At 73.0% G+C, this 13,634-nt stretch carries 15 protein-coding genes; 12 read left to right on the forward strand and 3 right to left on the reverse strand.

What is annotated here, in order from left to right; translation table 11 throughout:
• The first annotated feature begins 26 nt into the window (after positions 1 to 26).
• The 8 genes from ACQP10_RS04560 to ACQP10_RS04595 all read left to right on the forward strand — a co-directional run bounded on the left by ACQP10_RS04560 (position 27) and on the right by ACQP10_RS04595 (position 6,338).
• A complete protein-coding gene (locus ACQP10_RS04560) occupies positions 27 to 1,079 on the forward strand; it encodes an energy-coupling factor ABC transporter permease (protein ID WP_179819748.1) in 1,053 nt (350 codons plus the stop codon).
• A complete protein-coding gene (cbiQ, locus tag ACQP10_RS04565; protein WP_346017621.1) occupies positions 1,079 to 1,843 on the forward strand; it encodes a cobalt ECF transporter T component CbiQ in 765 nt (254 codons plus the stop codon). The genes ACQP10_RS04560 and cbiQ overlap by 1 nt, the downstream gene beginning before the upstream one ends.
• Positions 1,840 to 2,649, forward strand: a complete 810-nt coding sequence (locus tag ACQP10_RS04570) for an energy-coupling factor ABC transporter ATP-binding protein (protein WP_346017620.1) — start codon at positions 1,840 to 1,842, stop codon at positions 2,647 to 2,649. Before cbiQ ends, ACQP10_RS04570 begins: the two co-directional genes overlap by 4 nt.
• Positions 2,650 to 2,762: 113 nt before the next feature.
• Positions 2,763 to 3,110 carry an STAS domain-containing protein gene (locus tag ACQP10_RS04575; RefSeq protein WP_179819746.1) on the forward strand — a complete coding sequence of 116 codons (348 nt, stop codon included), beginning with the start codon at positions 2,763 to 2,765 and terminating at the stop codon, positions 3,108 to 3,110.
• A gap of 37 nt (positions 3,111 to 3,147) precedes the next feature.
• Positions 3,148 to 3,921, forward strand: a complete 774-nt coding sequence (locus ACQP10_RS04580; RefSeq protein WP_179819745.1) for an SDR family NAD(P)-dependent oxidoreductase — start codon at positions 3,148 to 3,150, stop codon at positions 3,919 to 3,921.
• 9 nt (positions 3,922 to 3,930) lie between these two features.
• Positions 3,931 to 4,695 (forward strand): crotonase/enoyl-CoA hydratase family protein, encoded by a 765-nt coding sequence (locus tag ACQP10_RS04585; protein ID WP_179819744.1) that lies wholly within the window; start codon positions 3,931 to 3,933, stop codon positions 4,693 to 4,695.
• 237 nt (positions 4,696 to 4,932) lie between these two features.
• Entirely contained in the window at positions 4,933 to 5,586 is a 654-nt protein-coding gene (locus tag ACQP10_RS04590; protein ID WP_179819743.1) for a rhomboid family intramembrane serine protease, read from the forward strand.
• Between the two features lie 146 nt (positions 5,587 to 5,732).
• Positions 5,733 to 6,338, forward strand: coding sequence for a GntR family transcriptional regulator (locus ACQP10_RS04595; RefSeq protein ID WP_399499094.1), 606 nt, complete (start codon positions 5,733 to 5,735; stop codon positions 6,336 to 6,338).
• A gap of 68 nt (positions 6,339 to 6,406) precedes the next feature.
• On the opposite strand, the gene ACQP10_RS04600 is transcribed toward ACQP10_RS04595, so the two are convergent.
• Entirely contained in the window at positions 6,407 to 6,799 is a 393-nt protein-coding gene (locus tag ACQP10_RS04600) for a DUF6223 family protein (RefSeq protein ID WP_346017618.1), read from the reverse strand.
• A gap of 247 nt (positions 6,800 to 7,046) precedes the next feature.
• On the opposite strand from ACQP10_RS04600, the gene ACQP10_RS04605 reads away from it, so the two are divergent.
• Positions 7,047 to 8,138 carry a sensor histidine kinase gene (locus ACQP10_RS04605; RefSeq protein ID WP_433540946.1) on the forward strand — a complete coding sequence of 364 codons (1,092 nt, stop codon included), beginning with the start codon at positions 7,047 to 7,049 and terminating at the stop codon, positions 8,136 to 8,138.
• Entirely contained in the window at positions 8,135 to 8,797 is a 663-nt protein-coding gene (locus ACQP10_RS04610; RefSeq protein ID WP_399499096.1) for a response regulator, read from the forward strand. Before ACQP10_RS04605 ends, ACQP10_RS04610 begins: the two co-directional genes overlap by 4 nt.
• A gap of 171 nt (positions 8,798 to 8,968) precedes the next feature.
• Here ACQP10_RS04610 and serC read toward each other — a convergent pair whose 3' ends face one another.
• Positions 8,969 to 10,084, reverse strand: a complete 1,116-nt coding sequence (serC, locus tag ACQP10_RS04615; RefSeq protein WP_346017615.1) for a phosphoserine transaminase — start codon at positions 10,082 to 10,084, stop codon at positions 8,969 to 8,971.
• A gap of 162 nt (positions 10,085 to 10,246) precedes the next feature.
• Positions 10,247 to 11,353: a citrate synthase 2 gene (locus tag ACQP10_RS04620; protein ID WP_179819739.1), complete on the reverse strand. Its 1,107-nt coding sequence runs from the start codon at positions 11,351 to 11,353 to the stop codon at positions 10,247 to 10,249.
• Positions 11,354 to 11,523: 170 nt separating this feature from the next.
• Here ACQP10_RS04620 and pdxH point away from each other — a divergent pair, with 170 nt between their 5' ends.
• Both pdxH and ACQP10_RS04630 read left to right on the forward strand, forming a co-directional pair.
• Complete coding sequence (gene pdxH / locus ACQP10_RS04625) at positions 11,524 to 12,177, forward strand: pyridoxamine 5'-phosphate oxidase (protein ID WP_346017614.1); 654 nt, start codon at positions 11,524 to 11,526, stop codon at positions 12,175 to 12,177.
• Positions 12,178 to 12,235: 58 nt separating this feature from the next.
• Positions 12,236 to 13,483, forward strand: a complete 1,248-nt coding sequence (locus ACQP10_RS04630) for an MFS transporter (RefSeq protein ID WP_346017613.1) — start codon at positions 12,236 to 12,238, stop codon at positions 13,481 to 13,483.
• Positions 13,484 to 13,634: the final 151 nt, after the last annotated feature.

The raw sequence follows: 13,634 nt of genomic DNA on the forward strand, positions 1-13,634 counted from the left end.
GCGATGCCGCATTTGGGAGGTTCGCCGTGCACGTACCCGATGGATTCTTCACCCCAGCCGTCTCGTTGTCGGCCGGGGTCGTCGCCGCCGCGGGCGTGGCGGTGGCGCTGCGCGGCGCCCGCCGCGAGCTCGACGACCGGACGGCCCCGATGGCGGGCCTGGTCGCCGCCTTCGTCTTCGCGGTCCAGATGCTGAACTTCCCGGTGGCGGCGGGCACCAGCGGCCACCTCCTCGGCGGCGCGCTCGCCGCGATCCTCGTGGGACCGTACACGGCGGTGTTGTGCATAGCCGTGGTCCTCCTGGTGCAGGGCTTCTTCTTCGCCGACGGCGGCCTGACCGCGCTGGGCGTCAACATCACGCTCATGGGCATCGTCTCGGTCCTCGTCGCCTGGGGCGTCTTCCGGCTCATCACCCGGAGCGCGCGCGGCCGCGGGGCCGTCGTCGCCGCCTCCTTCGCCGCCGCGCTGCTCTCGGTGCCCGCCACGGCGCTGACGTTCACCCTGCTGTTCTGGCTCGGCGGCACCGCGCCCGTCTCGGTCGGCACGGTCGCCGCGGCCATGGGCGGCGTGCACACGCTCATCGGCATCGGCGAGGGCCTGATCACCGCGGTCACCGTCAGCACCGTCCTGGCCGTCCGCCCCGACCTGGTGTACGGCGCGCGCGGCCTGGCCGCCCCGCTGGTCCTGCGCGGCCCCGGCGGTGAGGAGCGTGAGGCCGGGGCCGCCGGGGACGCCGGGGACGCCGGGGACACGGTGGCCGTCCCCGCGCAGGCGACTTCACGCCGCCGTCTCGGCTGGTTCGCCCCGGCCGCCATCGCGCTGACCGCGGTGCTGGCCGGCGGGGTCAGCTTCTACGCCTCCGCCTCGCCCGACGGCCTGGAGCGGGTCGCCGAGGACAAGGGCTTCGCCGACCGCGCCACCGACCACGCGCTGGGCGACCAGCCGCTGGCCGACTACGGCGAGCAGGGCGGCCTCCCGGTCGGGGTGGCGGGCCTGATCGGCGCCGGGGTGACGCTGGCGGTCGGCGGCGGGCTGTTCGCCGCGGTGCGGCGCCGTACGCGGGAGGGGGTCGCGGCCTGATGGGCGCCGGGCACCACCACCGTCTCCATCTGCCGGGAGACTCACTCGTCCACCGGCTGCCGCCGCAGTGCAAGCTGGCGGCGGTGGTGTGCTTCGCGCTGGTGGTGGTCGCCACCCCGCGCGAGTGGTTCGGCCTGTTCGCCGGCTACGGCGCGCTGCTGGCCGCGGTGGCGGTGATCGCGCGGATCCCGCCGGGTTTCCTGCTGCGGCGGATGGCGGTCGAGGTGCCGTTCGTGGTGTTCGCCGTGGCGCTGCCGTTCGTCGGGTCCGGCGAGCGGACGCCGTTCCTGGGGCTGTCGCTCAGCGTGGCCGGCCTGTGGGCGGCGTGGAACATCCTGGTCAAGGCCACCCTGGGGGTGCTGGCGAGCGTCCTGCTCGCGGCCACCACCGAACCCCGGATGATCCTGCTGGGCGCGCAGCGGCTCAGGCTGCCGTCGCTGCTGGTGCAGATCGCCATGTTCATGCTCCGCTACCTGGACGTGATCCTCGCCGAGATGCGGCGCATGCGGGTGGCCAGGGAATCCCGGGGTTTCGCCGCGCGGGACGTCCGGCACATCCCGGTGATCGCCAGGTCGGCGGGCGCGCTGTTCATCCGGTCCTACGAGCGGGGCGAGCGGGTGCACCTGGCGATGCTCAGCCGCGGCTACACCGGGTCGATGCCGGTGCTCGCCGACCCGTCCGCCTCGTCACGGCAGTGGCTGGCCGCCGGTATGTTGCCTGGCGTGGCGCTCGTGGCGCTGCTGGGAGTCTGGGGGTTGGCTTGAGCGCTGGGACGGGCGCCGGCACGGGTACGGTGCCGTCGCTGGAGGTGAGCCGGCTGGCGTACGCCTATCCGGACGGCACGCAGGCCCTGTTCGGCGTGGACCTCCGCCTGGAGCGGGGGGAGCGGGTGGCGCTGCTCGGCCCGAACGGCGCGGGCAAGACCACGCTGGTGATGCACCTCAACGGCATCCTGACCGCCGGCCACGGCACGGTGACCGTGGCCGGGCTGCCGGTGGGCAGGGACTCGCTCATGGAGATCCGCAGGCGGGTCGGGCTGGTCTTCCAGGACCCCGACGACCAGCTCTTCATGCCCACCGTCCGCGAGGACGTCGCGTTCGGCCCGGCCAACATGGGCGTCCGGGGCGCCGAGCTGGAGCGACGGGTCGTCACCGCGCTGGAGCGCGTGGGCATGCTGCAGGCCGCCGACCGGCCGCCGCACCACCTGTCCTTCGGCCAGCGCCGCCGGGTCGCGGTGGCGACCGTGCTGGCCATGGAACCGGAGATCCTGGTGCTGGACGAGCCGTCGTCGAACCTCGACCCGGCCTCCCGCCGCGAGCTGGCCGAGATCCTGCGGGGCCTGGACGTGACCGTGCTGATGGTCACGCACGACCTGCCGTACGCGCTGGAGCTGTGCGAGCGCTCGCTCATCCTCTCCGGGGGCGTGATCGTCGCCGACGGGCCGACGCGGGAGATCCTCGCCGATCCGGAGCTGCTCGCCGCCCACCGCCTGGAGCTGCCGTACGGCTTCGCGATCCCGGGCGGCGCGGGCGCGGGACGGGCGGGCGCGGGAGGTGCTGGTGATATGTGACGGTTGTAGGGAAAACTCCTGATCCGGCGGGATGATCCGCGCGGTCGCGGGACCTCACGGGCGGTGATGCCGAAGTAAAGTGGGGCTGCCTCATGGGTCCCGGAGGAGGAGTTATGAAGCTGCGGTTGGCTCGCCGCGCCGTTGGTGACGCCGTGGTGGTGGCCGTCGAGGGAGAACTCGACCTGTTCACCGCTCCCTTCCTGCGGGACGAGATCCGTGACGCCATCAAGCTCGACGGCCCCCGGCTCGTCCTCGACCTCACCGACCTGTCGTTCATGGACTCCAGCGGCCTGTCCGTGCTGATCGAGGCGTGGCGGCTGGCCACCGCCCAGAGCGGCGGGGTCCGCCTGGCCGCGCCGCAGACCCCGGTGGCCCGGATCCTGCGCACCACCGGCCTCGACCGGCGCATCAAGGTCTACCCCGACGTGGCCGACGCCGTAGGAGAGATTTGGCCACCCTGAGTAGAACTTCATTCGGTCCGCGCGTTAAAGTCCGCTCATGGACCTGAACGGAGCAGCAGCAATCATCTCGGGCGGTGCCAGCGGTCTCGGCGAGGCCACGGCCCGCGAGCTCGCCGCGCACGGCGCCACCGTCGTCATCGCCGACCTCAACGAGGAGCGCGGCAAGGCCATCGCCGACGAGCTCGGCGGCGTGTTCGTCAAGACCGACGTGTCCGACGAGGAGCAGGTGCAGGCCGCCGTGGACGCCGCCGTGGCGACGGGCAAGCCGTTGCGCGTCGTGGTGAACAGCGCCGGCATCGGCTGGGCCACCCGTACGGTCAACCGCGACGGCTCCCCGCACGACCTGGCCTCCTACCGCAAGGTCATCGACGTCAACCTGATCGGCACCTTCAACCTCATGCGCATCGGCGCGGCGGCCATCGCCAAGACGGAGCCGGCCGACGAGGACGGCCAGCGCGGCGTGGTCGTCAACACCGCCTCGGTGGCGGCGCTGGAGGGCCAGACCGGCCAGGTGGCCTACTCGGCGTCCAAGGGCGGCATCGTCGGCATGACGGTCCCGGCCGCGCGCGACCTGGCCGCCATCGGCGTCCGCGTCAACACGATCTGCCCCGGCATCATCGACACCCCCATCTACGGCTTCTCGGGCAACGCCGAGGAGTTCAAGGCCAAGCTGGTGGCGCCGGTGGTCTTCCCCAAGCGCATGGGCCGGCCCGCGGAGTTCGCCCACCTGGTGCGCGCGCTGATCGAGAATGACTACATGAACGCCGAGGTCATCCGCTTCGACGGCGGTATCCGCTTCCAGCCCAAGTAGGAGTGACCGGTGTCTGACGAGGTTCTGGTCGACGTCGAGGACGGCGTCGCCGTCATCACGATCAACCGCCCCCAGGCCAGGAACGCCGTCAACGGCGCCGTGGCCCGGGGCATCGCCGCGGCCCTGGACGAGCTGGAGGAACGCAAGGACGTCGCCGCCTACGTCCTCACCGGCGCCGGCGGCACGTTCTGCGCCGGAATGGACCTCAAGGGCTTCCTGGCCGGTGACGTCCCGGTCGTGGCGGGCCGGGGGTTCGGCGGTCTCGTGGAGGCGCCCCCGAAGAAGCCGATCATCGCCGCGGTCGAGGGCTACGCCCTGGCCGGCGGGTTCGAGCTGGCGCTGGCCTGCGACATCGTCATCGCCTCCGAGGAGGCGAAGTTCGGGCTGCCGGAGCCCAGGCGCGGCCTGGTCGCCGGGGCCGGAGGGGTCATGCGGCTGCCCCGGCGCATCCCGTACCACCTCGCGATGGAGATCGCCCTCACCGGCGACCACTTCCCGGCCGCCCGGCTGCGGGAGGCCGGCCTGGTCAACCACGTCACGCCCGCGGGCGAGGCGCTGGCCAGGGCGGTCGAACTGGCCCGGCGGATCGCGGCGAACGCCCCGCTGGCGCTGGCCGCGACCAAGCGGGTGATCGTCGAGTCGGCCGACTGGAGCGCCGAGGAGATGTTCGAGCGGCAGCAGGAGATCATCAACCCGGTGTTCGGCTCCAAGGACGCCATGGAGGGCGCGGCGGCCTTCGCCGAGAAGCGCGCCCCCCGGTGGCGGGGCGAGTAGCGCTCCGCGTCGCACGTCCTCGGGGGCGTCTCCGGGGCATTCTGGGCCCTTTTCCGGGGCGTCCCGGGTCCGTCTCCCGGTCGTCCTGGGCCCGTTTCCCGCCCGCCATGCCCGCCGGTGGGAAACGGGCCCGGGCAATGAGCGCGTTTCCGTCGTGAAGTGCATACCGTGAAGGTGTGGACAAGCCGGGCGGGGGCACGTGATGTCCACGCGAGGCTCCGACGGCCAGGAGAGTGCATGAACGACCACCCGACCGGGATGTACCCGACCGGCCCGTCCTCCCCGTCCTCCTCCGCCCGGTTCCGCCGCAGGGCCGGTGACCTGGCCGCGGGCGCCGCGGGCGCGGCGGTGGTCAACATCCTCCTCGTCGCGGTCATGTGGGTGAGCGAGATCGCCGACTACGTGCTGCCCGCCGACTTCGACGCCTACGGCATCCGCTCCTGGGATCCCGATGGGCTGCCGGGCATCCTCCTGGCCCCGTTCCTGCACGCGGGCTTCGGCCACCTGATGGCCAACTCGCTGCCCCTGCTGGTCCTCGGCTTCCTCGCCGCGCTGCGCGGCATCGGCCGCTTCCTGGCCGCCAGCCTGATCATCATCGTGGTCAGCGGCCTGGGCGTGTGGTTCACCAGCCCGCCGACGTACGTCACGGTCGGCGCGAGCGGGCTGGTGTTCGGCTACTTCGGCTTCGTCCTGGCCCGGGGCCTGTTCGACCGCCGCGCCCTGGACATCGTGATCGGCATCGGCGTGGCGGTGGCGTACTACTCGATCATCTGGGGCGTGTTGCCCGGCCAGGTCGGCATCTCCTGGCAGGGGCACCTGTTCGGGCTGATCGGCGGGATCGTGGCGGCGTGGGTCCTGCGTCGCAGGCGCCGCGCCCTGCCCGCCTACTGAAGACGCCCCGGGCTCCCGGGTCGCCGGACGCGGCACGGGAGCCGGGACCGTACGGCGGGCCGGGCCGTACGGCGGGCACCGGGCCGGATCCGCCCCCTGGCTAGAGTGGTCCGGACGAGCACCGACCTCGGGGGAGCGGAACATCCGTGGACGACACCACACCCGACGATCGCGCCGCGGACGCCCCCGGAGGGCACCGCCCGGCGCCCCGCGTGCTGGTGAGGCGCACGCTGCCCACCGAACCCGCGGTGCGCGGCTCGGCGTCGCTCTTCATGACCGAGGCGGGCGCCCAGGGCGTCCGTCCGGGCCGCCAGATGCTCCATGTCGGCCCGGAACCGGCCGCCGGGCACATCGCCGAGGCCCTGCGCGTCGAGCCCGGCACGGAGGTTCTGGCGCGCCGCAAGCTGCTGCTGGCCGACGACGTGCCGGTGCGGATCGCCACGAGCTTCTTCCGCCTCGACGTCTTCGGCGGCACCCCGATCTGCGCGCCCGGCTTCGTCACGCCGACCCTGCAGGCCGGGATCGAGGCGCTCGGGCACCGCTTCGGCCACGCCGAGGAGTATCTCGTCGTCCGCCCGGCCACCGCCTCCGAGACGGGGACGCTCCGGCTCGACCCCGGCGAGTGGGTGGTGCGGATCGTACGCGCCGCCTACGGTGACGACGGCACGCCGGTGCACGTCCTGGAGACGATCTGCGCGGCCTCCCGCCACATTTTCCCCATCGCCCAGGTCACCGGCGCCGACGAGTTCTGAGCCGGTCAGACGGTGCGGCGTCCGGGCCGGGCGGGCGGCACGGCGTCCGGGCCGGTCAGACGGTGCGGTCAGGCGGTGCGGCGGGAGCGGGCCAGGGCACGCCAGCCGAGGATCATGGCGGCCACCCCCAGCGCCAGGGCCAGGTAACCCCCGACGATCCCGCCGCCGGTGCCGGGACCGCCCTCGGAGTTGACCACGACCAGGCCGCCGATGACCGTGCCGGCCAGCCCTGACGCCATGGCGGTGACGGCCCTCTGCCGGCCGGTACGGCCGGCGGCGCGCAGGGCCAGCCAGCCGACGACCACGCCGGCCAGTACCAGCGCGATGCTGATCAGGGCCCAGATACGCCCGGTGGTGAAGTAGCCGACGCCGACCGGCTCGGCCAGGACATGCGCGGCAGACCCGGGACCTCCGCTCAGGGCGGTTCCGGCGGTGGCGAGCAGGTGACGGACGGACGACATGAAGTGCTCCTCACAGGATCGGACGTCGCCGATCATGCCCGCCGGACCCGCCGCCGGTCGTCCGGCGGACGCGGACAATCCGCGCTGCCGCCGTCGCCGCAGCCGACTGCCGCGGACGCCGCGGGAGCAGTGGAGGTACCGCGGGCGCGGTAGCCGGACGGTCATCCGTACGCAGGAGTCGCCCGCGCGGACATCGGGCTAGGGTGCGCGCATGAGCGCAGGACGGTCCGTTACCCGGGCAGATGTCATGGACTGGGCGATCGCCGTCGGCATGGCGGCGGCGCTGCTGGTCACCGGGCTGGCCGGGCGGCACCCCGCCACGGGCCCCGGCCTGCTCGGCTACGCGCTGCTGGCGGCCGGCGGGCTGGCGCTGGCCGCGCGCCGCCGGGCTCCGGTCCCCGTGCTGGCCGTCACCGGGCTGTGCGTGGTGGGTTACCAGGCGGCCGGGTTCGACGTGCCGGCCGTTCCGTACCTGTTCGCGGTGTACGCCGCCGTGCGGGCGGGGCACCGTACCGTCACGGTGGCGGCGAGCGTGGCCGTGCTGGCCCTGCTGCCCCTCGCGGCCCTGGCCTCGGGCCTGCACGACACGGGCGAGGCGTTCGCGCAGGCCCGGGGAGCCCTGGAGATGGCCTGGCTGATCGCGGCCGGCGCCGCGGGTGAGGCGCTGCGGCAGGCCGAGCGGCGGGCGGAGGAGGCCGAGCGCACCCGGGAGGAGACCGCGCGGCGCCGCGCCGACGAGGAGCGGCTGCACATCGCGCGGGAGCTGCACGACTCGCTCACCCACCAGATCTCCGTCATCAAGGTGCAGGCCGAGGCCGCCGTCCACGTGGCCCGCAGGCGGGGTGAGCAGGTGCCGGAGGCGCTGCTGGCGATCCGGGAGGCCGGTCGCGAGGCGGCCCGGGAACTGCGCGCGACCCTGGAGGTGCTGCGCGACGACGCCAAGAGCCCGCCGCACGGGCTCGACGACGTCCCGGAGCTGGTGGAGCGCGCCCGGACGACCGGCCTGGACGCGAAGCTGACGGTCGAGGGACGACGGCATGACGTGTCGGCCGCGGTGGACCGGACCGCCTACCGGATCGTCCAGGAGTCGCTGACCAACGTCGCCCGTCACGCCGCCGCCGCGACGGCGTCGGTCCGCATCGACTACCGTCCCGGCACCCTGGCCATACGGGTCGACGACGACGGCAGGGCCACGCCGGAGGACGCCCCGGCGCCCGGCGTCGGGCTGCTCGGGATGCGCGAGCGGGTCACCGCCCTCGGCGGCCGCCTCCGCGCGGAGCCGCGCGGCGAGGGCGGCTTCACCGTGCAGGCCGAAATCCCCGTGGACGGGACGTCATGATCCGTGTTCTGCTGGCCGACGACCAGCCGCTCATCCGCAGCGGGTTCCGCGCGCTCCTCGACCTGGAGGACGACATCGAGGTGGTGGCCGAGGCCGGTGACGGGGGCGAGGCCCTGGCGCTGGCCAGGCGGCACCTGCCCGACATCGCGCTCGTCGACGTCCGGATGCCGGTCATGGACGGCATCGAGGCGACCCGGCGCATCGCCGCGGACCCGGCCCTGACCGGGGTGCACGTCGTCATCCTGACCAACTACGGCCTCGACGAGCACGTCTTCGACGCGTTGCGCGCCGGCGCGGCCGGATTCCTCGTCAAGGACATCCAGCCGGAGGACTTCCTCCACGCCGTACGCGTCGCCGCGCGCGGCGACGCCCTGCTCGCTCCGTCGATCACCCGCAGGCTGATCGACCGGTACGTCTCCCAGCCCCTCCGCACCGACGCCGGCACGGCGCTGAAGGAGCTGACCAACCGCGAGCGCGAGGCCGTCGCCCTGGTCGCGCGGGGCCTGTCCAACGACGAGATCGCCGACCACATGGTGATCAGCTCGACGACCGCGAAGACCCACGTCAACCGCGCCATGGCGAAGCTCCACGCCCGCGATCGCGCCCAGCTCGTGGTCCTCGCCTACGAGTCCGGCCTGGTGGTCCCGCGCGAATCCTGACGGCTTCGCTCCGGCACCGGGAGAAGCGGGCCGGAACGGGTGCGGTCCCGCGCGGCTCCTCCCGCCACCCGCGCCGAGCCCACCGGGCCCGGGACGCCGGCCGCGACCGCTCGGAGGACGGTCGCGGCGCGCGGCGGTGACCCGGCCGGGCCGCGGGAGGCCGGGTACGGCTTACGGCTTGAGCCGCTCGACCACGTGGTCGATGCAGACGGTCAGGGCCTCGACGTCGTCGGGGTCGATGGCCGGGAACATCGCGATGCGCAGCTGGTTGCGGCCGAGCTTGCGGTAGGGCTCGGTGTCGACGATGCCGTTGGCGCGCAGCACCTTGGCCACCTGCGCGGCGTCCACCTCGTCGGCGAAGTCGATGGTGCCGACCACGTTGGAGCGGAACTCCGGACCCGCGAACGGGGTGGTGTAGGAGGTCTTCTCCGCCCAGGTGTACAGGCGGCGGGCCGACTCGGCCGAGCGGGCGGTGGTCCAGGCCAGGCCGCCGTTGCCGTTCATCCACTCGATCTGCTCGGCGAGCAGGAACAGCGTGGCGACCGCCGGGGTGTTGTAGGTCTGGTCCTTGACGGAGTTGTCGATCGCCGTCGGCAGGCTGTAGAAGTCGGGCACGTAACGGCCGCTCGCCGCGATCTCCTCGACCCGCGCGAGCGCGGCCGGGGACATCAGGGCGATCCACAGGCCGCCGTCGGAGGCGAAGCTCTTCTGCGGCGCGAAGTAGTAGACGTCGAACTCGCCCGCCTCGACGGGCAGGCCGCCGGCGCCGGAGGTGGCGTCCACCAGGACCAGCGAGCCCTCCGCGCCCACCCGCCGGATCGGCATGGCGACGCCGGTGGAGGTCTCGTTGTGGGTGAGGGCGTAGACGTCCACGCCCTCCTCGGTGCGGGCCTGCGGATGGCTGCCGGGCTCGGACTTGATCACCGTCGGGTCGCCCAGCCAGGGCGCCCTGGCGGTGACGGCGGCGAACTTGGAGGAGAACTCGCCGAAGTGCAGGTGCTGCGACCTGTCCCGGACGAGTCCGAAGGCGGCGATGTCCCAGAACGCGGTGGTGCCGCCGTTGCCGAGGACGACCTGGTACCCCTCGGGCAGGGAGAACAGCTCCGAAAGGCCCGCGCGCACCCGCCCGACGAGCGACTTGACCGGCTTCTGGCGGTGGGAGGTGCCCATCAGGGCCGATCCGGAGGCGGCCAGAGCGGACAGCTGCTCGGGGCGCACCTTGGAGGGCCCGCAGCCGAAGCGGCCGTCGGCGGGCTTGATGTCAGTGGGAATCACGATGTCAGCCACCCCGTCAGCCTACTGAGCCGGACCGCCTGACTCGTACGAGGTCCGCATGATGAGACATTCGTGTCTGACAAACGGAACGGCCGCCGCGCGAGGGGATCGCGCGGCGGCCACGGGGGAGGGCCGGCCGGACCGGGCCGGGGAGCCGGGTCCGGCCGTGGCGGCTCAGACGGAGGCGATGACCTCGGCGGCGCCGGGGACGTCGTTGATCGAACGCTGCGCCGGGCCCACGTAGTCGGCGCTGGGGCGGACGAGCCTGCCCGTGCGCTTCTGCTCCAGGATGTGGGCGGCCCAGCCCGCGGTGCGGGCGCAGGTGAACATGGAGGTGAACATGTTGGAGGGGACCTCGGCGAAGTCGAGGATGACCGCGGCCCAGTACTCGACGTTGGTGGCGAGCACCCGGTCGGGCTTGCGGGCGTGCAGCTCCTCCAGCGCGGCCTTCTCCAGCGCGGCGGCGACCTCGTAGCGCGGCGCGTTCAGCTCCTTGGCCGTACGGCGCAGCACGCGGGCGCGGGGGTCCTCGGCGCGGTAGACGCGGTGGCCGAAGCCCATGAGGCGCTGGCCCTTGTCGAGCTCGGACTGCACGTACTTCTTGGCGTCGCCGACCCGCTCGACACCCTCGATCATGTGCAGCACGCGCGCCGGGGCGCCACCGTGCAGCGGGCCGGACATGGCGCCGACGGCGCCGCTCAGCGCCGCCGAGACGTCGGCGCCGGTGGAGGCGATGACGCGGGCGGTGAAGGTGGAGGCGTTCATGCCGTGCTCGGCCGCCGAGACCCAGTAGGCGTCGATGGCCTTGACGTGGTTCGGGTCGGGCTCGCCCCGCCAGCGGGTCATGAACCGCTCGACGATGCTGTCGCACTCGTCGACCCGCTTCTGCGGGACCATCGGCTGGCCGAGGCCGCGCGCCGACTGGGCGACGAAGCTGAGGGCGGTCACGCTGGCGCGCGCGAGGTTGTCGCGCGCCTCGGCGTCGTCGATGTCGAGCAGCGGCTTGAAGCCGTACGCGGGGGCCAGCATGGCCAGTGCGCTCTGCACGTCGACGCGGATGTCACCGGAGTGGACAGGAATGGGGTACGGCTCAGCCGGGGGCAGGCCCGGCTGGAACTTGTTGTCGACCAGCAGGCCCCACACGTGTCCAAAGGAGACGCGACCGACCAGCTCTTCGATGTCGACGCCCCGGTAGCGAAGGGCGCCCCCTTCTTTGTCCGGTTCCGCGATCTCCGTCTCGAAAGCTACGACGCCTTCGAGCCCGGGTTTGAAGTCGGACATTCTCGGCCGCCTCCCTTTCTTGAAGTCAAAGCCTTGATGTCGAGATACCGGCGGGTCATATTCAACCCTGTGGGGGAGAGTGGTGTGGCCCCGGACCCACCGGAACGCGATCGTCCCAGGTAGGGGGCGCGCGCATGCTCTTGCTGTCAACCACGGGAGAATACCGAACCGTGGATGCCACATCGCGCCCGCCGTCGCTCGCGGGCCTTCGCCGTACCTACGAGGGCGCTCCCCTGACGGAGGGCGACCTCGCGCCCGACCCCGTGACGCAGTTCACCATCTGGTTCGGCGAGGCCCTGGACGCCGGGCTCCCCGAACCCAACGCCATGATCCTCGCCACCTGCTCGGCGGGCGGGCTGCCGACGGCCCGCACCGTGCTGCTGAAGGGCTACGACGAGCACGGGTTCGTCTTCTACACCAACTACGAGTCCCGCAAGGGCCGCGACCTGCGGGAGAACCCGCGGGCCAGCCTGCTGTTCCCCTGGCACCCCATCCGCCGCCAGGTGCGGGTGGAGGGCACGGTGACGCGGCTGTCGCGCGAGGAGTCGGCCGCCTACTTCCGCTCCCGTCCCTACGGCTCGCGCATCGGCGCCTGGGCGTCGCGGCAGTCGGCCGTGGTGGGCTCACGGCAGGAGCTCGACGCCCGCTACGCCGAGCTGGCCGCGCGCTGGCCGGAGGACCCGCCGGTGCCCGACTTCTGGGGCGGGTTCCGGGTCGCGCCGGTGGAGATGGAGTTCTGGCAGGGCCAGATCTCCCGGATGCACGACCGCCTGCGGTACCGGCGCGCGGGTGGCGGATGGGTCGTGGAACGCCTGGCCCCCTGACGCATTACTCCCTCGTTACTGATATATCCGCATGTATCAGTCTTGACGAGGGGGAACCGTGGCGTTCGGGGACATGGTGCGGCGGCTCGCGGTGGACACCCGTCCGCTCGCCATTCCGGACTTCCGGCGGCTCTGGGCCGGCCAGGGCGTGTCGTTCATCGGCTTCCAGCTCACCGCGGTGGCCGTCAGCGCCCAGATCTACGACATCACCTCCTCCTCGTTCTGGGTCGGCATGCTCGGCCCGGCCAACCTCATCCCCCTGATCGTCTTCGGGCTGTGGGGCGGCGCCGTCGCCGACGCCGTGGACCGGCGCAGGCTGCTGCTGACCGGATCGGTCATCACCTGGGCCGCGACGCTCGCCCTGCTGGCCCAGGCCGCCCTCGGCACCGCGAACGTCGGGCTGCTGCTGGCGACCACGGCCGTGCACGCCACCGGTTTCGCCATCACCGGCCCGACCCGCGCCGCGATCATCCCCAGGCTGGTCCCGGCCGAGATGGTCCCGGCCGCCAACACGCTCAACTACCTCGCCGGCGGCCTCGGCAGCGTCGTGGGCCCGCTGGCCGCCGGGGTCGTGCTCGCCCAGGGCGGTCTCGCCGCCGCCTACCTGGCAGACGCCGTGCTGTTCAGCGCCGGCTTCTACGCCGCGCTGCGGCTGCCGCGCCTGGCGCCGCTCGGCGAGGTGGCCCGCCCCGGCCTCCGGTCGGTCCTGGACGGCCTGCGCTACATCTCCGGCCACCCCATCGTGATGATGTCGTTCGTCGTGGACATCATCGCCATGGCCTTCGCCCTGCCCCGGGCACTGTTCCCCCAGATCGTGGCCGAGCGGTTCGGCGACTCCCCGATCGCGTTCGGCTGGCTGTCGGCGAGCATGGCGATCGGCTCGGTCGTCGGCGGGCTGATGTCGGGCTGGGTGGGCCGGATCCGGCGGCAGGGCCTGGCCCTCACGTTCGTGATCGCCGCCTGGGGGCTCAGCGTCGCCGCCTCCGGCCTGGCGGGCGCGCTGTGGGCGATGGTCGCACTGCTCGCCTTCGGCGGGGCCGCCGACCTGGTCTCCTCGGTGTGGCGGCAGACGATCCTGCAAACGCACGCGCCCGACGAGATGCGCGGGCGGATGCAGGGGGTGTTCATGGTCGTGGTGGCCGGGGGACCCCGCCTCGGGGACCTGCGCGCCGGGGCCACGGCCACGTGGTTCGGCGCCACCGGGGCCTGGGTCGGCGGCGGGATCGCGTGCGCGCTCGCCGTACTCGTGGTGGGGCTGGCGGTGCCCTCATTCAGGGGTTACCGTGCGGGCACACGCGAGGTTTGACCTGTTCGGGAAGCATTGGACATGCTGCGGTGTTGCCGTCCTATGCCACCACGGACTCGATCTCCCAATAGGGTCGGGGTCTGAGACTTCTTCCGTCCCGCGTTGCCCTTCGCGGAACGTCGCGTGATGGACGAGGCATCGAGATAGGACG

Origin of the sequence: Streptosporangium sandarakinum (genome assembly GCF_050942225.1) — a bacterium.
Lineage (GTDB): Bacteria > Actinomycetota > Actinomycetes > Streptosporangiales > Streptosporangiaceae > Streptosporangium > Streptosporangium nondiastaticum.

What these genes read in the sequence shown, in the direction of transcription:
- cbiQ (WP_346017621.1), top strand. Translation starts at nt 1,079, where the DNA reads ATGGGCGCCGGGCACCACCACCGTCTCCATCTGCCGGGAGACTCACTC.
- ACQP10_RS04605 (WP_433540946.1), top strand. Translation starts at nt 7,047, where the DNA reads ATGGACTGGGCGATCGCCGTCGGCATGGCGGCGGCGCTGCTGGTCACC.
- ACQP10_RS04610 (WP_399499096.1), top strand. Translation starts at nt 8,135, where the DNA reads ATGATCCGTGTTCTGCTGGCCGACGACCAGCCGCTCATCCGCAGCGGG.
- ACQP10_RS04590 (WP_179819743.1), top strand. Translation starts at nt 4,933, where the DNA reads ATGAACGACCACCCGACCGGGATGTACCCGACCGGCCCGTCCTCCCCG.
- ACQP10_RS04620 (WP_179819739.1), bottom strand. Translation starts at nt 11,353, where the DNA reads ATGTCCGACTTCAAACCCGGGCTCGAAGGCGTCGTAGCTTTCGAGACG.
- ACQP10_RS04600 (WP_346017618.1), bottom strand. Translation starts at nt 6,799, where the DNA reads ATGTCGTCCGTCCGTCACCTGCTCGCCACCGCCGGAACCGCCCTGAGC.
- ACQP10_RS04575 (WP_179819746.1), top strand. Translation starts at nt 2,763, where the DNA reads ATGAAGCTGCGGTTGGCTCGCCGCGCCGTTGGTGACGCCGTGGTGGTG.
- ACQP10_RS04580 (WP_179819745.1), top strand. Translation starts at nt 3,148, where the DNA reads ATGGACCTGAACGGAGCAGCAGCAATCATCTCGGGCGGTGCCAGCGGT.